We start from the raw sequence: 18474 nt of genomic DNA, 5'->3' as shown, positions 1-18474 counted from the left end.
AAACTTGGCTGTTTAAAAAAGTTAACAGCGGTATATTTTGTCTCATCTCTTTTACTACAGTGGAAATAAAGTGTTTTTTTATGGGGCTACTCATTTTTGTGATTAGACTTAACAATCACTTTTATTATTCGACTTGTACAATCAAGTCAATTAATTAGAATCAATCGGAGCTATAGTGCTAAATCGAATTTTGGTTGTCGAGGATAGCCGTGCCTTTCGTAACTATCTTAACTCGCAACTTACGCAGATTGGGTTTGATGTTGTCCTCGCTGAATCGTTAGAAGCAGCGAATAGCATAATAAGCCAAGATACTCACTTTCTATGTGCTGTATTGGATTATTGCTTACCCGATGGGCCTGATGGGGAAATTGTCGATCTTGTTTTATCATACAAGGTTCGTGCGATTGTCCTCACAGCACAGTTTAATGACTGCATCCGTGAAAAGGTTATTGCCAAAGGCGTACTCGATTACATCACCAAAGACAGCAGTGCTTCTGTATCGTACTTAATTCCGCTTCTAAAGCGTTTAATGGCCAATCATACGCACAAAGCGTTAGTTGTCGATAACTCAGCGACGGTTAGAAGCCATATTGTCTACCTTTTAGAACATCAATACATTGACACTTTGCAAGCACAGGATGGTCAGCAAGCGATTGACATTTTGTCAGAAAACCCTGACATCACCGTGATCATTACCGATCATGATATGCCGAATAAAGACGGCATTACGATGACCAGAGAAATTCGAAAGCAGTACGACCGAAACCATTTGGCCATTTTGGGTCTATCAGGTAACAGCGACCGCACAATGACGGCACGATTTCTAAAAGCAGGAGCTAACGATTTCCTTTATAAACCTTTCAATCAGGAAGAGTTTTATTGTCGTGTCCAACATATTCTGGATATGAAAGATGCCACCGATGAGCTTTACCACATTGCTAATCAAGATGCGTTAACGGGCCTTTGGAATAGACGTTACCTCTTCGGCGAAAATTGCTTAGAACCGTGCCTCAAAAGAAATATCGCCATGATAGATATTGATTTTTTCAAGAAAGTGAATGATACCTATGGTCATGATGGTGGCGATAGAGCACTGATTAATGTGGCTCAAATTATCTCTATTTACTTCAAAAATGACGTTGCAGTGCGATTTGGTGGCGAGGAGTTTTGCATTCAGCACAGTGGCGATTATCAAGAGTTTAAAACTCGCTTAGAAAACATGCGTCAGCGCATTGAAAAGACCCCTGTTCAATACAAAGAGCGGCAAATTCATCTCACAGTAAGCATCGGGGTCAGCTCCAGTCGCGAAGGTCAAAACTTGGAAGAGATCATTCGTGATGCCGACGATTTACTGTATCAAGCCAAAGAAGAAGGCCGAAATCGGCTCGTAGCACGCTAATCTCAGCCCAGCCATAACGCCAAACGACATATGAATTTTACCTATTCTCCTCACTCATCACTCTCCAAAAAAAGAACGTCATTTGCTTAATCTTCAAATCCCCCGCTTATTGCATGAAAACCAAAGGGCTACCCCCTACCCAGCCCTATGGTGCCGACTCGCCGAATATAGCCACACTAGAAAAAATGGAATATTGCTGACGACGTGGACATGACATTAGATAACGCACAAATAAGCGTGCCTCTTGCAAGGTAAACGTGACTCGAATTCATGGCAATGGTTCAAATGCAAGCCATCCTCGAAAGCCACTACCTCAAGGTTCCGAATGTTTACACCAGAAAATCGATGGACAAATTGAAGCGCTACAACAGCAAGGCAATATCGCCAGTACATCATTGCGACCGTGGTGTTATCGCTAGACGTATCGAGGCGAAGATAGGTATGGACGGATATCTCAGTACTTACTTTAATTTGACGAGTTTGATCGACGCTCCTGATAATCTTGTGAATAGTGCTAACGGATTTATTTCGCGTGGAAATCCTATACAGAAATAAAGGTGAAGAATGAACATTCGGATGATGTGTTTCTTATTCGTCGTCGCCAGCTTTCCAGCGGCGGCTAATTTTGACTACAAAGCAAGTATTACGCTAGAAAAACAAGAGCAACACCATTATTTTGAAGCATTCCTTGAAGCGGATGAGTGGGGAGCTGCCGTATCAGGAAACTGCAAATTCCTCGCGAAAGTAACACCAGATTCACTCGGTAATGTAGAGCTCGTCGGCAACGTTACCTGTGATGATAAAGGCGGACTAAGCACTTTGGAATTACCCTCTCTGACACTCACGACAAACGACAGTAAAAAGGTCAGTATGGACATCAATGCCGAAAATGGGGAACCATGGCGCTACACCGTTACGCTCACCAGTCCCTCTATGTAACCTGAGAACCTTTCTATCCGTCGTTGCGTTTGCCGATGACTGCGTTGAATTCGCTTGCCATTTGACGCGTAAATTCGCCTCTTTATGCAACCTTATGCACAATATTTTCAAGCTGTGTCATTGTCTTTCGCAAAGCTTGATAACCGACCACAACGCCATGATGGCTGGGTCTATCTGCAGTCTCTATCAACTCAGATACAACATACTCATCTCGGGCATATTTTAAAAAGCAAAAAGCTCAGCAATGACTGAGCTTTTTGGGTCAAGTTTATAAGCCAAAAACCTTAGAGAATTTTATCTTTTTCCCAAGCGGCAATTTTTTCAGCACGCACAGCTTCACGTGCTTCACGCTTTTTACGTGCATCACATGGCTCTGGACAGTTGCACACTTTATCAATGCCAACAGCACCCAACCCGCCACAGCTTCCTTTCACAACTTTCTTTTGAAAGATGTAACCGACAGACATAGCGGTGACAATTGCCAAGAAAAATCCAAATGTAACGATAAATGTAGCCATTGCTCACGACTCCTATTATTTATTTAAATACTTCTTAAAAGCGTCTGAATAGACTTCTTCGAACCCTTGCTCTGTTTTTACAATAATCATAACGGCAAGATTATTTTCGTTCGCGATGTCCATACCTGCCTCTTCACCTAACACCATAATACCAGTAGAAAGACCGTCGGCTGTCATACTTGAAGGATGCAGCACCGTAACCGAGACCACTTTATGGTCGATCGGCTTGCCCGTTTGTGGGTTGATAATATGCGAGTATCGAACACCGTCCTTTTCAAAATAATTTCGGTAATCACCTGAAGTCGCAATGGCCATATCACCAGGTTCAATAATTTCTTGAATCGCACGCTCCGTGGTTGAAGGCTTTTCGATAGCAATTCGCCACGCTCCTTCACTTTGATTCACGCCTTTTAAGCGAATCTCACCACCAATTTCAACCATGTAATTGTTAATGCCAAGAGATTCAACATAATTGGCGACCACATCCACTCCCCACCCCTTTGCAATGGTAGAAAGATCAACATACAGATCCGGCAACGACTTTTTCAGGGTATTAGAGGTCACACTTAAATGTGATATTCCCGTCATGGCTTTGCGCGCATTCAGCTCTTCATCACTCGGCACAACTTCTGGTCGAGCCTCAGGACCAAAGCCCCATAAGTTAACAAGTGGTCCAACGGTCACATCCAATGCCCCACGAGTAAGTTTATTCAGTCGAATCGCCTCTTTCACCACTGTCGCCGTGTCAGCGGACACCTCAAATGCTTCATTACCTTTGTACTGGTTAAAACGACTAAGCTCTGAATCCTTGCGATAAGTCGACATTTGGTCATTCACCAATTCCAGCAATTTATCGACTTCTGCTTGAATATCGGCAGAGGTAGGTGCCCCCTCAACCTCAATATACTTAATATTGTAAGTCGTTCCCATAGTAGGACCGGACAAATGGATTTGTTCTTTCGGCTGACTGCAACCCGCAAGAAACACGATGGAAGTTAAGACAACAAGCCAATATTTCACTTGCTCACTCCTGCTCATAATTTTTAAGTTGATAGAGGAAAACACCCCATACATTAGCGTCTGCTAACAGAGATACTGTCCTATAACAACTCGGTTTACAAAAACAAATGGCTGACTCATACGAGCCAGCCATAAATCAATCACTTAGATGGATTTAGCCACCGAAGTCATCCAATAGGATGTTTTCGTCTTCAACACCAAGATCTTTCAGCATGCCGATCACAGCCGCGTTCATCATTGGTGGACCACACATGTAGTACTCGCAATCTTCAGGCGCATCATGATCCTTCAGGTAGTTTTCGTACAATACGTTGTGGATGAAGCCTGTGTAACCTTCCCAGTTATCTTCTGGCATTGGATCCGACAGAGCACAGTGCCAAACGAAGTTATCGTTTTCAGATTGCAGACCGTCAAAATCTTCTACGTAGAACATCTCTCGCTTAGAACGCGCACCGTACCAGAACGACATCTTACGGCTAGAGTTCAAACGCTTAAGCTGATCGAAGATATGCGAACGCATTGGCGCCATACCCGCACCACCACCAACGAAGACCATTTCAGCATCGGTATCTTTCGCGAAGAATTCACCAAATGGACCAGAGATCGTACACTTGTCACCTTCTTTAAGAGACCAGATGTACGAAGACATGATACCAGGTGGCACATCAGGATTATTAGGCGGCGGCGTAGCGATACGCACATTCAGCATAATAATGCCTTCTTCTTCAGGGTAGTTCGCCATTGAGTAAGCGCGAATGGTTTCTTCGTTCACTTTAGACTCATAGCGGAACAGGTTGAACTTGTCCCAGTCTTCACGATATTCATCAGGAATATCGTAGTCAGCGTATTTCACGTGGTGAACTGGCGCTTCGATTTGAATGTAACCACCAGCACGGAAAGGGACAGATTCGCCATCTGGGATCTGAATCTTAAGTTCTTTGATGAATGTCGCTTTGTTATCGTTAGAGATAACCGTACATTCCCACTTTTTAACGCCGAAGATTTCTTCAGGAAGCTCGATGTCCATGTCAGTTTTCACTGCCACCTGACAAGCTAAACGCTCACCTTCACGGGCTTCACCTTTCGTAATGTGGTCAAGTTCTGTTGGCAGAATATCGCCACCACCAGATTTCACTTTCACACGACACTGACCACAAGAGCCACCGCCACCACAAGCAGATGAAACGAATACACCAGCACCAGCAAGAGCACTTAGCAACTTGCTACCTGGTTGAGAAACGATCGCTTTTGCAGGATCGCCATTTACGGAAATGGTAATGTCACCTGTTGGTACTAGCTTAGATTTGGCAAATAAAATAACCAAAACTAGGGCTAGAACAATCAGTGTAAACATCACTACACCAAGAATAATGTCCATTGACTATTCCTTATGCCTTACAGTTGAACACCAGAGAATGACATGAAACCCAGTGCCATCAGACCTACAGAGATAAATGTGATACCAAGACCACGTAAACCTGGAGGAACGTCGGAGTACTTCATCTTCTCACGAATACCTGCTAACGCGACGATAGCAAGCATCCAACCCACACCAGAACCGAAACCGTAAACGACGGACTCAGCAAAGTTGTAATCACGCTGCACCATGAAAGATACACCACCGAAGATGGCACAGTTCACTGTGATCAACGGAAGGAAAATACCCAATGCGTTGTACAGAGGCGGGAAGAAACGGTCAAGAACCATCTCTAGAATCTGTACTAATGCTGCGATGACACCAATGAAGGTAATGAAGTTCAGGAAGCTCAGGTCAACACCTTCAACCAGAGCATTCTCTTTAAGCACAAGGTTGTAAACCAAGTTGTTTACAGGTACTGCGATAGTCAGTACAACGACAACAGCGACACCTAAGCCAAAAGATGTCTTAACTTTCTTCGATACCGCCAAGAATGTACACATACCCAAGAAGAAAGACAGTGCCATGTTTTCGATGAAAATCGATTTAACTAGCAGACTAATATAATGTTCCATGACAACCTTACTCCTTCGCTTCTACTTGTTCTGGTTTGAACGTACGGATCGTCCAGATTAGGAAACCGATCAAGAAGAATGCGGATGGTGCCAGAAGCATCAAACCGTTTGGTTGATACCAACCGCCGTTACTCACTAGCGGAAGTACTTCCATACCAAATAACTTACCGCTCCCGAATAGCTCGCGGAAGAAGCCAACAGTAATCAGCACAAAACCGTAGCCAAGCCCGTTACCAATACCATCAATTAGAGACGGTAAAGGGGCAGATTTCATCGCAAATGCTTCTGCTCGACCCATTACAATACAGTTTGTAATGATCAGACCAACGAATACAGATAGCTGCTTAGAGATATCGTATAAGTAAGCTTTTAGGATTTGGTCTACCACGATAACCAATGAAGCAATGATCGCCATCTGTACGATAATACGAACACTGTTTGGAATGTGGTTACGGATAAGAGAAACAAAGAAGTTTGACAATGCCGTTACAAACATAACCGCCAGAGTCATTACAAACGCTGTTTCCAGTTTAGTGGTTACTGCCAGTGCAGAACACACACCCAGTACCTGAAGCGCGATTGGGTTATTATCCAAAACTGGCGCTAAGACACTTTTTTTAATCTCTTTTGCACTAGACATTAGTTCAAACCTCCGTCACGAACTTTTGCTAGGAATGGTCCAAAGCCCATATCTCCTAACCAGAAGTCAAATGTGTTTTGAACACCGTTACTAGTTAGTGTCGCACCCGACAGACCGTCAATACCATGTTCAGAACCGGATGGAGCCCCCCCTTTCACAACCTTGAGAGCGGGTTGGTGGTTTTCATCAAACAGTTTCTTACCTGCCCACTGTGCACGCCAAGTTGGGTTTTCAACCTCACCACCAAGTCCAGGCGTTTCACCTTGCTCGTAGTAAGTAATACCTGACACTGTGTTACCGTCTGTTTCAACTGCAACAAACGCGTACATCATTGACCATAGACCTGTTCCATGGACAGGGATGATCACTTTAGAAAAGTCATTGCCATCTTTAACTAGGTAAACAATACCTGTATTTGCACGACGAAGAATTTTTGCTTTGTCGTCTTCAGGTGCCAGTTTAATCGACTGAGATGGGTCTTTAGAGGCTTTACGCTGATCGTAATTAGAAGCCGTTAAACCGTCTTCCGTTTCCTGAACGTATTCACCCGTGCTGAAGTTGACCAAACGAGGTTCGATCTTTTCACCAAACAATGAACGAACTTCAGCTGGGCTGCTTGCTTCATAGCCCGCAACTTCAACAATTTTGCTTTGCTTATCTAAAACAGCATTCGCCTTCTGTTGACCACGTAGACCCACAGCTGCTGTTGATACGACGATTGAACAAACCAAGCTCAATCCGACAACAACACCCAGCGTCTTTTTAATGCTATCGTTACTACTTGCCATAACGTGCTTTTCTCCGCTTGATGTTCTTCTCGATCACAACGTGGTCGAACAGAGGTGCGAATAGGTTCGCGAATAGAATCGCCAACATCATACCCTCTGGGTAGGCTGGGTTAACCACACGAATCATCACACACATTGCGCCAATCAATAAACCGTAAGCCCACTTACCTTTATCAGTAAAGGAAGCAGATACGGGGTCGGTTGCCATGAAGAACATACCAAATGCAAACCCACCCAAAACAAGGTGCCAGTGCCACGGCATGTTGAACAATGGGTTCGTGTCAGAACCAATGACGTTGAACAGGAATGACGTTGCCACCATACCCAATAAAACACCACCGATGATTCGCCACGAAGCGACACCAATATAGACAATAAACGCCGCACCAATCATCAATGCCAGAGTCGACACTTCACCAATTGAGCCGGGGATATTACCTAGGAAAGCATCCATCCAAGTGATCGCTTCACCAGTGATTGTGTTCACTAGTGCACCGTTACCACCTTGTGCCCACTGGCTAAGAGCCGTTGCACCCGAGAAACCATCTGCCGCAGTCCAAACAACATCACCAGAGATTTGTGCTGGGTAGGCGAAGAATAGGAAAGCACGACCAGCAAGCGCCGGGTTCAAGAAGTTACGCCCCGTACCACCAAAGATTTCTTTCGCCACGACAACACCAAAGGTAATACCCAGAGCAGCTTGCCAAAGAGGAAGTGTTGGCGGAACGATTAGCGCAAACAAGATGGAGGTAACAAAGAAACCTTCGTTTACTTCGTGCTTACGAACCATACAGAATAGAACTTCCCAGAAGCCACCGACAACGAATACCGTCAGGTAGATTGGCAAGAAGTAGGTCGCACCAAGAATCATCTTGGTTCCCCACCCTGCTTCAAGGGAGAGCGGTCCGGCAATCATCTCTGTTAGCCAATAGTGCCAATTGCCCGCCACAACACTGGCGAACTCTGCACCTTGGTAAAGATGATTAAGACCCATAATTGCTTGGTTACCTGCGTTATACATACCCCAGAAAATTGCTGGGAATGTCGCAAACCAAACCATGATCATGATGCGCTTTAAGTCAACGCTATCGCGAACGTGTGAACCACGCTTTGTCACCAAACCAGGCGTGTAGAATACTGTTGCTACCGCTTCATACAGTGCAAACCATTTTTCATGTTTACCGCCGGGTTCAAAATGGTGCTCTATATCTTCAAGAAACTTCTTTAGAGCCATGACTTAACCTTCCTTCTCGATCTTGTCTAGACATTCACGAAGCAACTCGCCATATTCGTATTTGCCTGGGCACACAAACGTACACAGCGCTAAATCTTCTTCGTCTAGCTCAAGCGCACCCAGTGACTGAGCACTGTCAGTATCGCCGGCACATAGATCACGAAGCAGCAGAGTTGGTTCCATATCCAGAGGCAGCACTTTCTCATAGTTACCGATTGGCACCATAGAACGATCACTACCGTTGGTCGTTGTTGTCATGTTAAATAGACGCCCTGAGAACAGGTGACCAAGATATGCGCGAGTAATAGAGTATTTGTTCTTACCTGGCAACGCCCAGCCAAATAACTCTTTTTCATAGCCTTCACGAAGTGCAGACACTTGAAGATGGTAACGACCAAGGTAGGCATGAGCCCCTTTCGCTTGAGTCCCCGCTAGCACAGAGCCAGAAATAATACGTACATCACCAGGCATCATCTCACCATCGGTAAGCTGTTCCAAGTTTGCACCTATTCTTGTACGAACCAGACGCGGGTTATTCACCACAGGGCCGGCTAGAGACACAACACGGTCAGTGTAAAGTTCACCAGAAAGGAAAAGATGACCCACTGCAATCACATCTTGATAGTTGATGCTCCATGCAACGTGTTCTTCGTTAACTGGGTAAAGGAAGTGCATGTGTGTACCAGCAAGCCCCGCAGGGTGTGGTCCATCAAACACATGTTCTTCAACATTTGATTGAGATGAGCGAGGAAGGCTTTCGCCATTCTTACATACGTATACTTTACCTTCCGTTAGACGTGAAAGAACGTCTAAGCCAGCTATGAAAGCATCCGATTGCTCATTAATGATCACTCCAGCATCTGCCGACAATGGATTGGTATCCATTGCAGTGACAAAGATAGCTTGAGTTGAAGACTCGATCGCGGGAACCTTACTGAACGGACGAGTACGAAGTGCAGTCCACACACCAGAGTTAACCAGTTGAGTTTTGATCGCGTCGCGCTCAAGGCTCACCAGTTTATCCGCTGTGTAACTGTCGAAAGTCACTTTCTCATCACCAGACACTTCAATCACTACCGATTGAAGAACGCGCTTTGCGCCTCGGTTAACTTCAATGACTTTACCACTTGCTGGAGAAGTAAATAACACACCGGGGTTCTTTTTGTCTTCAAAAAGAGCCTGACCTTTCTTCACTTCATCGCCTACGCGAACATGCATCGTAGGACGCATTCCAACGTACTCTTCGCCAAGCAAGGCGACTTTATTGATGGGCTTGCCATCACTTATCACCTGGGAGGGTACTCCAGAAATTGGAATATCCAAACCCTTCTTTATTGTAATCATACGCACTTGCACTACTTTATCGGGAAAAAGATTCTTTTAATTGCGTAAATGTTAGACACGACACTTTGTGTCCGGTTTTGGCCTGACACCCTGGCCAAAATCGCAACATCCTATTAATTAACTCGTCACAAAAAATAGCGAGTTTTATCAGGTGCGATAGTCTAGCATCTTTTGTGAAGATGATGCCATGACCACGCATTGGATAAATCGGTAATTTTTTGTGTGTTGGTTATAGATTAGCTAATCAATGTGAATAAGTTTGAACTGTCGCACAAATGTTAATATTTCATAAAAACAAATCGACTTAAGCCATTCATTTTTATTTATATGTTTTTTTAACAATTCACTTCTTTACTATTCATTCACTCAACGTCAATTTGCTTAAAAAAGCAGCAACACCGCCTCTAGCTTTACCCCAGTTTGCTTCCGCCCATACACATTGGGCTCTCTGGAGCGCCATCCGTTTGTTGCAACCATTCTGATTCAGTATAGGTATGAATAGAGAGAGCGTGTATGTGATTTTCTAATTCTTCTATCAATGCGCCATTAACTTTGCGGTGCCGAGCAATCAGTCTCAAGTTTTCAAACGCTTGGCTGACGATGATCACTTTAAAGTGGCTTTCAGAGCCTTTAGGGACATTATGCATGTAACTTTCATTTAGTACTTCTAGATGCTTAGGTTCAAAAGCACTGCGCAATTTTTCTTCTATGATGTCATGAATCATGTTCGTTCCTTGCTCCATTTTTATTAGATTATACCTGACTGATGATCGCCTGTTACGGTCTTGTTATCAATATCCCATATTCTCGGATTGGATGACTGCCCAAGTTGGCTGTCGAAGGAGAGGAAAACGAAGAAGACGTTCAAACCGATTTCTTTTTCTTTTCGTTTCTAGAATTTATCGCTTTCTGCGACAATGCACGTTTAGCCCATTAGAAATCAAGCACAATGAATACCGAGCTACACATCGATGGTCGAACCTTAACGCTGCATCGTTTTCCCAAACGTGCACAAGAAACACTTCAAGCATGGAATGCTGGCGATGAATACCTAATTAACTATGTCGAAAAAGAGCTTAACGTTTCAGACGGAAAAAAAATCCTGATATTAAACGATCATTTCGGTGCTCTATCTTGCTGGTTTTCAGAAAAACATCACGTTACCATGATGACGGACTCATTCATTTCTCACCATGGTACGCTAAAAAATCTACAGCGAAATCAGTGCAATAAAGTTGAATTTCGGACCAGCTTGGAAAACATTCCAGCAGACGTAGATTTGGTGCTAATGCAGATACCCAAAATCAATCGATTTTTAACGTATCAGCTCAATCAATTGCGATCGGCGTTACCCTCGCACTGCCAAATAGTGGCGGTGAACAAAGTTAAAGAAATACACACATCCACATTAAAGCTGTTTGAAAAACACCTTGGTACAACAACGACTTCTCTTGCATGGAAGAAGCACCGACTTGTGTTTTCGACACCGAACTCTGCCGTCAGCCATAAAGCAGAGCCTGAAACAAAATGGGCAGTGGACGGAGAAAACTTCTCACTGACCAACCTCGCTAACGTGTATTCCGGTGAGGGGCTCGATTTGGGTGCGCGTTTTATGCTTGAGCACATCCCTCAAAACCCTCAACTAAAGCACATTATTGATCTTGGCTGTGGCAACGGTGTGCTTTCTGTTAAAGCGGGACAGTTAAATCCCCAAGCGACGATTACCTGTGTGGACGAAAGCTACATGGCTGTGGAATCGGCTAAGCGCAATCTCACAGAAACGCTGGGGGAAGATCGCAATATCCAGTGTATAGCCAATAATTGCCTTGATGGATTTGAAAAAGAGAGTACTTACTTAGTGTTATGCAACCCTCCCTTCCATCAACAACAAGCCGTGACAGACCACATTGCGTGGCAAATGTTCTGTGATGCAAAGCATGTTCTTAGCAGTGGAGGGGATTTATTTGTTATTGGGAACCGTCACCTAGGCTACGATATAAAACTTGAACGCTTATTTGGAAAATCACAGGTTAAGCTCGTCGCATCGAATCGTAAATTTGTTATATTACAAGCCACTAAAAAATAGAAAACGTCCTGCGAGAATGTTTAATTAAGGAATTCGTCATGAGAAAATTGATACTTGCTGCATCTGTAATACTGTTAGCAGCTTGTGCTTCTCCGCAAAAAGAAGAACAAATAAACCTCACACCGACCCCCACCTTGAGCAGCGTAAAATTGGTGAATGGACTGTCTTTCTCTCTAGAAAGCCGCGACATACGCACTTCTCAATATGTCGCGTTAGTTAACAGTGGTCGCCGCACCACTCAGCCTATCCATACTAAACAAAACTTGCGGATTGCCATCGAAACAGCCATGTACCAACAGTTGGTCTCTCAAGGTTTCCAAATGGTGGCAAATAGCAACAATACCCTTAGCCTTGAGGTTCAAGAGGCTCTAGTAAATGTATCAAACACATTGATGAAAAATGAGTTAAACGCAAAAGTAACGCTTCAAGTTACAGCGGAAACACCGCGCGGTAAACTCGTTAAATCTTACAACGGTACCGCGACGAAAACAGGTTCTCTGTCTGCTTCAAATGACGATGTTGAGTTGGTACTCAATGATGTAGTCGATCTCGTACTCGCCGAAATCGCTAACGACAAAGAACTTCTAAACTACATGAAGGAGAGATTCTAATGCGCAGCCTAATTTTATCTTTGGTATGCCTTTTATCACTACCAACTTGGGCGCAAAACGTTGTGTTCGAAACAACACTTGGCTCATTCATTGTTGAGTTAAACGAAGAAAAAGCGCCCATTACAGTCAAAAACTTTCTTCGATACATCGAAGATGGCAGCTATGAAGGCACCCAATTTCACCGTGTCATTGCTGGTTTTATGGCCCAGGGCGGTGGGTTTGATGAAAAAATGGGGCGCTTGCCGACTTACGATGCTATCAAGAATGAAGCCAGCAATGGTTTAAAAAATGACACAGCGACTATCGCAATGGCACGTACGTCTGATCCTCATTCTGCCACGCGTCAGTTCTTTATTAACTTGCAAAACAACGATTTTCTGAATTACTCGTCTTCTAACCCAGGCTATGCTGTTTTTGGAAAGGTGACAAAGGGGTTCGATGTGGTTCAAAAAATGGCCACCAAACCCACCAAGTCCATAGGCAGAATGCAAGATATTCCCGTTGAACCTATCGTGATAAAAAAAGTCACGCTACAAAAATAACAACATTAACGCTGGCAAAACGCTAGCGTTTTCTTTCGCTTTTCATACAAGGAGTGTTCTATGTCAAGCAATATGACTTGGACGGAAACCATCCGAAGTTACCTTGATAAACGCTTGCTGTGGGTCTTTATGCTGGGTTGCTCTAGCGGCTTTCCTTGGGTACTCATTGGCTCCAACATGTCTGGCTGGCTCAAAGATGCGGGGCTTACACGCGCTGCCATTGGTTACTTCGGTTCTATTTTCGCGGTTTACGCTATTAACTTTTTATGGGCACCTTTAGTCGACCGCGTAAAATTACCCATTCTTCATGCTTGGTTGGGGCAAAGACGCAGTTGGATACTGCTGTGCCAATCCCTAATATTGATTTGTACTTTGTTTATAGCAGGGGTTGATCCGGCAACCAACTTGATGGTTACCTCAATGATTGCCTTCGGTATTGCTATCGCTTCAGCAACACAAGACATCGCCATTGACGCTTATCGAATCGATACCTTCCCAAAATCACAATCCAATAAGCTGCCTCAAGCATCAGCCATGGCCGTCGTAGGTTGGTGGACAGGTTATTCTCTTCCTGGCTACTTGGCTTTTATCAATGCAGACAGTATTGGCTGGAACGGTGTATTTTATGGCATGGCGATCATTGTAGGTGTGCTGATCCTATTTACGTTATTGGTAGGTGAGCCACAAACTCAACGGGATGCCCTTCAGAAACAAGCCGAGGAACGTCACTCCGAAGTCGTCGGTTCTCCAGTGGCTGCATGGTTTACCGTGACCGTTATTGAGCCGTTTTATGACTTCTTCAAACGTAACGGCGTGCAAGTTGCCATTACCCTGCTTTTATTTGTCTTCCTATTCAAAATTGGCGAAGCCTTCTTGGGTCGTATGTCGATTACGTTTTATAAGGAAGTCGGCTTCAGTAACGAACAAATTGGCTACTACTCCAAGCTGATTGGTTGGGGCTTTACTATTTTGTTCACCATTTTGGGCAGCATGATCAATGTGAAGTTTGGTATCGTGCGCGGCTTAATGGTTGGCGGTATCGCCATGGCCGCAAGTAACTTGATGTTTGCTTGGATAGCGAAAGTCGGACCAAGTGAGACTTTGTTCTTCGCCACCATTGTTGTCGATAACTTCACGACGGCATTTTCAACCGTCGCATTTGTCTCTTTCCTAACGGCTATGACGGGTCAAGCGTTCTCAGCCACGCAATACGCATTGCTGGCATCACTGGGTAATTTCGGAAGAACGACGCTGGCGTCTTTCAGTGGAGAACTCGTTGATTTCTTGAACGATTGGTCAACTTTCTTCATCGTAACGGCTTTGATGGTGATTCCAAGCTTGATTATGCTCTACTCACTAAGGCATCACTTCACCGATTTGTTAGCCAAAGCGAGCAGAGAGGCGGAACAGACGGAGCCGGAAGATACTCCTTCCGCAAAATAAAACTTAAAAAAGAGGCTCAAACGAGCCTCTTTTTTCTCTCATTTGTATTGCTCTAAGCTCTGAATAGTTCTAAGAACTTTGCATCGTTCTAAAAACGTTGAACAGTTCTAAGACATACAGTGCATGCAATAGCAAGAAAAGACTTAAGGGTACATCCCTCTCCCAAACAAATTGAAGACTCGGACCACACCTTGAGTGAATATCATCGGCTCTGTCAAAACGGTCAAACACAAACAATCCTGAGTTTCCGACGTTTTCGGAGCGTGTTTCACTGATGCATCGCGAGACATGATGTCGCCTTCACCATATTGCCCATCTTCATCACTGAAGCTTCCATGCAACACTAATGTGGTTTCGATGCCTTTATGGGTATGCTGAGGAACTTGAACCCCTTCCTTAATGTAAAGTAGGTTCATTTTCGCCTCATTTTCTTCAAGCTCAATTGCGGCGCTGTACACCTTGCCACCGTAACTGCGCCATTCACCAATTCTCGATACTTGATTTCTCAACGCTTTGGGCAAAACAAACTGCTTACCGTTTAACTCAATGTGCACAGAGGAAACGTCTTCAGCATCGGAAGCGGGTTTAAGCTGCTTCATGTCCACAATGGTTGATAGCATTGCATCCAAATCTAGACTAGGAACGCTTGAATCTTTTTCCAGGCTCTCAGGCTCAAACAGGTCATTGGCGGCTTCGGCTTCCAATCGCTGGACATGTTGCCGGCATTGGCTGCACGTTTCCAAATGTGCTGCCAGCATGATGCCGTGACAAGGATCAATCGTGCCATCCACGTACGCGTGGATCAGTTCGATCTCTGGGTGACAGTTCATAATGCATCCCCCTCCATTGAGTGCCGTAACTTCTCTACAGCAAGACGCAAGCGCGATTTGACGGTTCCCAATGGGATATCAAACATATCGGCAACTTGCTGATGTGGAAGCTCGTCAAGATAGACGGCTTTAACAACGTCCTTTTGATTTTGAGGTAGTACATCTAAAAATCGGACGACTTGTTCTTTCAGCATATTTTGTTCCGGTGAATAGTGCTCAACAAGATCCGGAGGACAGTAATCGCTAGCCCAAATGTCCTCAGAATGCACGTGAAGCTCTTTTCCTTTTTGCTTTCTTAATAAATCAAAACTCAAATTCCTCGCAATCGTGTAAATCCACGTTGAGAGAGAGCTTTTGTCAGGGTCAAAAAGGTGACTTTTTTGCCAGACCATTGCCATGGTGTCTTGAATGATCTCGACCGCCACGTGCTCGTTGCTCACGTGCTTAACAACGAATGCCCTAAGCCTCGGCGAAAAAAATCGAAACACCTCTGCATACGCGTCTTTGTCTCCATTTTGTATTCGAGCCATACAAGCCGACCAATGTGCTCGGTCGATTCCTTTGGCTTTGGGCTGACATCCAGAGCCTGATTGCAGCGTCTTGCTCATGATCGTTCCTTAATATCGAGCTGAGGTTTGCCCCAACAACGAACATTATGTTTTCTTCCTATGAAAAGCATATACGAGCACACCAAAGGATCGATCACTTTTTCGGAACTATTTATCTTTTTTCGGTCAAGTGACCTCTATCGATGACTCCCGACAGAAAATCCAATACCGCATTGCAAGAATCCTGAGAGACGAGAAGATCAAATTTCGTTTGATTGATAGGCAGCAATTCAAGCCATCTCTGGCTCACCCATGTCGCATCATCAAAAAAGCATTGGTCGTACAGGTTTTTAACTTGAGGAAACTGGCTATAAACATGCCTGAGTTGTTTCGAAACGTGCTCGGTCTCTTGGACAAACGGCACTGTTTGCCAATTAGGGAGGTGTTCCACTTCTCCGACTCGTAACCCGTCAGCTTCGGACCACACTCTTTTCACTCGAATTCTTTGCTTGCCGTAAACCGTGATCCCTAACAGACCGTCTTCTAATGTTTCAAAGTCAACGATTTCGACTAAAGTACCAATTTCAGACACATTATGAGGAGAGGCTTCAGCACGATCTGACATGAGGCAAATGCCAAACCCCACATTTTGTTGACAACATTCTTTGACCAACCTCTTGTATCGAGGCTCGAATATTCTCAAGCTCATTTTTCCTTCTGGTAGAACAACGGAACTTAAAGGAAATAATTTGGTAATTAATGACATGCTCATTTTCCTTTCTCTTTATATTCTGACTTTACGAAAGCCCCTCCCATCGCGATCACAATTCATATTCATTCACTCAGAAAATACGAAACTCCGGAGGTTTCAGCCCCAAAATACCTCGCGAGATAACATGGCGCTATTGAAACGCCATTCCCCCCAATATCCTCTTACACGACTCGTTTCAATAAGCGCTACTTGCGTTGACTTCTCCTGTTTATGTCGACTTTGTATTGCATCTTTCAGCCCTGTCGCTATCCTTGCTCCAATCATCTCTGATAAGGCTTCTAGGTTTGAATATCGTCATATTAGGTCCCGGTGCCGTTGGTTCACTTTGGGCAACGTCGCTAGCAACAGCTGGACATCATGTTTCTCTCTGGACTCGTCATAATCACAAGCAACAAGATCTGTCTCTAGACGATAAAGCCCCAATCACCTTTGAAGCGAATAAGCTCAGTACCTTAGAAAAGGGGGATGTCATCTTGATCACAGTGAAAGCGTGGCAAGTACAAACTGCCTTACTCCCGATTTTGCCTCACCTGCACCCGGATACTATCTTATTGTTTCTGCACAATGGAATGGGCGCTATTGACACACTGAAGTCCAACATCGATGCCTTTCCTATCGTTGTGGGCACCACCACTCAAGCGGCTTACAAGCCCAATACCAGTCAAGTCATGCACACGGGGGTGGGTCAGACTCAGATTGGTGGTTTCAATTCCAAAGGTGGGAAATGCGAGTTTTTGGAAGAGGTGCTTCATCACGCCCTTCCCGACGTCAAGTGGAACCCCAATATCCATCAAGCCCTTTGGGATAAATTAGCCATCAATTGTGCCATCAACCCATTAACGGGCATTCATCAATGCCTGAATGGCGATCTTGCCCTGCCCAAATTCAGCGCCACATTGGATAACGTGACTCAAGAGCTTGTCTGCGTGATGCGCCACGAAGGTTTCGCGGCTGACTTTGGAGCGTTGAGAGAGAAAATCAGCACGGTTATTCATGCTACAGCCAAAAACCACTCGTCAATGCAGCAAGATGTGTTTCACCAACGGAAAACTGAGATAGAATTTATCACTGGCTACCTTATTCAAGTTGCTGCTCGTCATCGTATTCCAGTACCAGCTAATCAAGCGTTACTGGATGCCATTTTAACCATCGAAAAAAGCTGGATTTCATCATGAGCTATAAAATACTGGTCCCTATCGCTTCGGGTACAGAAGAAATGGAAGCCGTAACCATTATTGATATTATGGTTCGTGCGGGTTATGACGTGACGGTTGCCAGTGTCGACCCAGAAGGATCACTTACCATGAAAGCCTCTCGCGGGGTCACACTCACCGCGGATTGCAGACTGGTCGAGGTTGCCGATGAGCAGTTTGATGTTATCGCGCTGCCTGGTGGCGTGCCGGGAGCCGAAGTCTTTCGAGACAGCACATTACTCACAGAGATCTTGAAACAACATAGTTACGAAGCCCGCTGGATGGCGGCGATATGCGCAAGCCCTGCGCTCGTTTTGCAAGCCCACGATCTTTACCCTAAAGCCATCATGACCTGCCACCCAAGCTTCGAGGATAAGATCCCCAAAGCGCAATGGCGCGTAAAACGCGTTGTCACGGATATCAATCACAAACTCATCACCAGCCAAGGGCCAGGTAGCGCATTAGAATTTGCGATGGAAATCGTAATTCAGCTTTCAGGCAAACCCCACGCGTGGCAAGTTGCCGAGCCCATGGTGACCTTACCTAACCTTCACTACCATGAGATGGGTAAATAA

General features: G+C 44.7%; 20 protein-coding genes. 8 read left to right on the top strand and 12 right to left on the bottom strand.

The window, feature by feature from the left end:
- Window positions 1–175 precede the first annotated feature (175 nt).
- A complete protein-coding gene (locus tag HC752_RS02045) occupies window positions 176–1399 on the top strand; it encodes a diguanylate cyclase (protein ID WP_190333413.1) in 1224 nt (407 codons plus the stop codon).
- Window positions 1400–1963: 564 nt separating this feature from the next.
- Window positions 1964–2338 (top strand): hypothetical protein, encoded by a 375-nt coding sequence (locus HC752_RS02040; protein WP_190333412.1) that lies wholly within the window; start codon window positions 1964–1966, stop codon window positions 2336–2338.
- 284 nt (window positions 2339–2622) lie between these two features.
- On the opposite strand, the gene nqrM is transcribed toward HC752_RS02040, so the two are convergent.
- From nqrM to HC752_RS01995, 9 genes are all read right to left on the bottom strand, one after another.
- Window positions 2623–2856, bottom strand: a complete 234-nt coding sequence (gene nqrM / locus HC752_RS02035; RefSeq protein ID WP_190333411.1) for a (Na+)-NQR maturation NqrM — start codon at window positions 2854–2856, stop codon at window positions 2623–2625.
- Between the two features lie 15 nt (window positions 2857–2871).
- On the bottom strand, window positions 2872–3876 hold the full coding sequence (locus HC752_RS02030; protein ID WP_190333410.1) for an FAD:protein FMN transferase: 1005 nt from the start codon (window positions 3874–3876) through the stop codon (window positions 2872–2874).
- A gap of 154 nt (window positions 3877–4030) precedes the next feature.
- On the bottom strand, window positions 4031–5254 hold the full coding sequence (nqrF, locus tag HC752_RS02025; RefSeq protein ID WP_190333409.1) for an NADH:ubiquinone reductase (Na(+)-transporting) subunit F: 1224 nt from the start codon (window positions 5252–5254) through the stop codon (window positions 4031–4033).
- 17 nt (window positions 5255–5271) lie between these two features.
- The gene (nqrE, locus tag HC752_RS02020; RefSeq protein ID WP_006957944.1) at window positions 5272–5868 is read right to left on the bottom strand and encodes an NADH:ubiquinone reductase (Na(+)-transporting) subunit E; all 597 of its coding nucleotides are present in this window, start codon (window positions 5866–5868) and stop codon (window positions 5272–5274) included.
- Between the two features lie 7 nt (window positions 5869–5875).
- Entirely contained in the window at window positions 5876–6508 is a 633-nt protein-coding gene (locus HC752_RS02015; protein WP_190333408.1) for an NADH:ubiquinone reductase (Na(+)-transporting) subunit D, read from the bottom strand.
- Complete coding sequence (locus HC752_RS02010) at window positions 6508–7296, bottom strand: Na(+)-translocating NADH-quinone reductase subunit C (RefSeq protein ID WP_190333407.1); 789 nt, start codon at window positions 7294–7296, stop codon at window positions 6508–6510. Before HC752_RS02010 ends, HC752_RS02015 begins: the two co-directional genes overlap by 1 nt.
- Window positions 7286–8530 (bottom strand): NADH:ubiquinone reductase (Na(+)-transporting) subunit B, encoded by a 1245-nt coding sequence (locus HC752_RS02005; RefSeq protein ID WP_190333406.1) that lies wholly within the window; start codon window positions 8528–8530, stop codon window positions 7286–7288. The genes HC752_RS02010 and HC752_RS02005 overlap by 11 nt, the downstream gene beginning before the upstream one ends.
- Before the next feature lie 3 nt (window positions 8531–8533).
- Window positions 8534–9874 (bottom strand): Na(+)-translocating NADH-quinone reductase subunit A, encoded by a 1341-nt coding sequence (locus HC752_RS02000; protein ID WP_190333405.1) that lies wholly within the window; start codon window positions 9872–9874, stop codon window positions 8534–8536.
- A 410-nt stretch (window positions 9875–10284) separates the two neighbouring features.
- A complete protein-coding gene (locus tag HC752_RS01995; RefSeq protein WP_190333404.1) occupies window positions 10285–10599 on the bottom strand; it encodes a BolA/IbaG family iron-sulfur metabolism protein in 315 nt (104 codons plus the stop codon).
- Between the two features lie 224 nt (window positions 10600–10823).
- Between HC752_RS01995 and HC752_RS01990 the strand changes: the two genes are divergently transcribed.
- The 4 genes from HC752_RS01990 to HC752_RS01975 are packed head-to-tail and all read left to right on the top strand — an operon-like array spanning window position 10824 to window position 14556.
- A complete protein-coding gene (locus tag HC752_RS01990) occupies window positions 10824–11960 on the top strand; it encodes a methyltransferase (RefSeq protein WP_190333403.1) in 1137 nt (378 codons plus the stop codon).
- Window positions 11961–11998: 38 nt separating this feature from the next.
- Entirely contained in the window at window positions 11999–12571 is a 573-nt protein-coding gene (locus HC752_RS01985) for a YajG family lipoprotein (RefSeq protein WP_190333402.1), read from the top strand.
- Window positions 12571–13113 carry a peptidylprolyl isomerase gene (locus HC752_RS01980; protein WP_190333401.1) on the top strand — a complete coding sequence of 181 codons (543 nt, stop codon included), beginning with the start codon at window positions 12571–12573 and terminating at the stop codon, window positions 13111–13113. The genes HC752_RS01985 and HC752_RS01980 overlap by 1 nt, the downstream gene beginning before the upstream one ends.
- A 60-nt stretch (window positions 13114–13173) precedes the next feature.
- On the top strand, window positions 13174–14556 hold the full coding sequence (locus HC752_RS01975; protein ID WP_190333400.1) for an AmpG family muropeptide MFS transporter: 1383 nt from the start codon (window positions 13174–13176) through the stop codon (window positions 14554–14556).
- A 143-nt stretch (window positions 14557–14699) separates the two neighbouring features.
- On the opposite strand, the gene HC752_RS01970 is transcribed toward HC752_RS01975, so the two are convergent.
- The 3 genes from HC752_RS01970 to HC752_RS01960 form a co-directional block, all read right to left on the bottom strand.
- Window positions 14700–15386 carry a ChrR family anti-sigma-E factor gene (locus HC752_RS01970; protein WP_190333399.1) on the bottom strand — a complete coding sequence of 229 codons (687 nt, stop codon included), beginning with the start codon at window positions 15384–15386 and terminating at the stop codon, window positions 14700–14702.
- Window positions 15383–15916, bottom strand: coding sequence for a sigma-70 family RNA polymerase sigma factor (locus HC752_RS01965; protein WP_190333439.1), 534 nt, complete (start codon window positions 15914–15916; stop codon window positions 15383–15385). Before HC752_RS01965 ends, HC752_RS01970 begins: the two co-directional genes overlap by 4 nt.
- Before the next feature lie 190 nt (window positions 15917–16106).
- Window positions 16107–16700: an LON peptidase substrate-binding domain-containing protein gene (locus HC752_RS01960; protein ID WP_190333398.1), complete on the bottom strand. Its 594-nt coding sequence runs from the start codon at window positions 16698–16700 to the stop codon at window positions 16107–16109.
- Window positions 16701–16990: 290 nt separating this feature from the next.
- On the opposite strand from HC752_RS01960, the gene panE reads away from it, so the two are divergent.
- Window positions 16991–17881, top strand: coding sequence for a 2-dehydropantoate 2-reductase (panE, locus tag HC752_RS01955; RefSeq protein ID WP_190333397.1), 891 nt, complete (start codon window positions 16991–16993; stop codon window positions 17879–17881).
- Entirely contained in the window at window positions 17878–18474 is a 597-nt protein-coding gene (locus tag HC752_RS01950) for a DJ-1 family glyoxalase III (protein ID WP_190333396.1), read from the top strand. Before panE ends, HC752_RS01950 begins: the two co-directional genes overlap by 4 nt.

The organism is Vibrio sp. S9_S30 (genome assembly GCF_014694455.1).
In the GTDB taxonomy this organism is placed as follows: Bacteria; Pseudomonadota; Gammaproteobacteria; order Enterobacterales; family Vibrionaceae; genus Vibrio.
This window is presented reverse-complemented; position numbering and strand designations above follow the sequence as displayed.

Excerpts from the sequence above, each read along its gene's own strand:
- HC752_RS02040 (WP_190333412.1), top strand. The coding sequence starts at position 1,964 with ATGAACATTCGGATGATGTGTTTCTTATTCGTCGTCGCCAGCTTTCCA.
- nqrM (WP_190333411.1), bottom strand. The coding sequence starts at position 2,856 with ATGGCTACATTTATCGTTACATTTGGATTTTTCTTGGCAATTGTCACC.
- nqrF (WP_190333409.1), bottom strand. The coding sequence starts at position 5,254 with ATGGACATTATTCTTGGTGTAGTGATGTTTACACTGATTGTTCTAGCC.
- nqrE (WP_006957944.1), bottom strand. The coding sequence starts at position 5,868 with ATGGAACATTATATTAGTCTGCTAGTTAAATCGATTTTCATCGAAAAC.
- HC752_RS02015 (WP_190333408.1), bottom strand. The coding sequence starts at position 6,508 with ATGTCTAGTGCAAAAGAGATTAAAAAAAGTGTCTTAGCGCCAGTTTTG.
- HC752_RS02010 (WP_190333407.1), bottom strand. The coding sequence starts at position 7,296 with ATGGCAAGTAGTAACGATAGCATTAAAAAGACGCTGGGTGTTGTTGTC.
- HC752_RS02005 (WP_190333406.1), bottom strand. The coding sequence starts at position 8,530 with ATGGCTCTAAAGAAGTTTCTTGAAGATATAGAGCACCATTTTGAACCC.
- HC752_RS02000 (WP_190333405.1), bottom strand. The coding sequence starts at position 9,874 with ATGATTACAATAAAGAAGGGTTTGGATATTCCAATTTCTGGAGTACCC.
- HC752_RS01995 (WP_190333404.1), bottom strand. The coding sequence starts at position 10,599 with ATGATTCATGACATCATAGAAGAAAAATTGCGCAGTGCTTTTGAACCT.
- HC752_RS01990 (WP_190333403.1), top strand. The coding sequence starts at position 10,824 with ATGAATACCGAGCTACACATCGATGGTCGAACCTTAACGCTGCATCGT.
- HC752_RS01985 (WP_190333402.1), top strand. The coding sequence starts at position 11,999 with ATGAGAAAATTGATACTTGCTGCATCTGTAATACTGTTAGCAGCTTGT.
- HC752_RS01980 (WP_190333401.1), top strand. The coding sequence starts at position 12,571 with ATGCGCAGCCTAATTTTATCTTTGGTATGCCTTTTATCACTACCAACT.
- HC752_RS01975 (WP_190333400.1), top strand. The coding sequence starts at position 13,174 with ATGTCAAGCAATATGACTTGGACGGAAACCATCCGAAGTTACCTTGAT.
- HC752_RS01970 (WP_190333399.1), bottom strand. The coding sequence starts at position 15,386 with ATGAACTGTCACCCAGAGATCGAACTGATCCACGCGTACGTGGATGGC.
- HC752_RS01965 (WP_190333439.1), bottom strand. The coding sequence starts at position 15,916 with ATGGCTCGAATACAAAATGGAGACAAAGACGCGTATGCAGAGGTGTTT.
- HC752_RS01960 (WP_190333398.1), bottom strand. The coding sequence starts at position 16,700 with ATGTCATTAATTACCAAATTATTTCCTTTAAGTTCCGTTGTTCTACCA.
- HC752_RS01950 (WP_190333396.1), top strand. The coding sequence starts at position 17,878 with ATGAGCTATAAAATACTGGTCCCTATCGCTTCGGGTACAGAAGAAATG.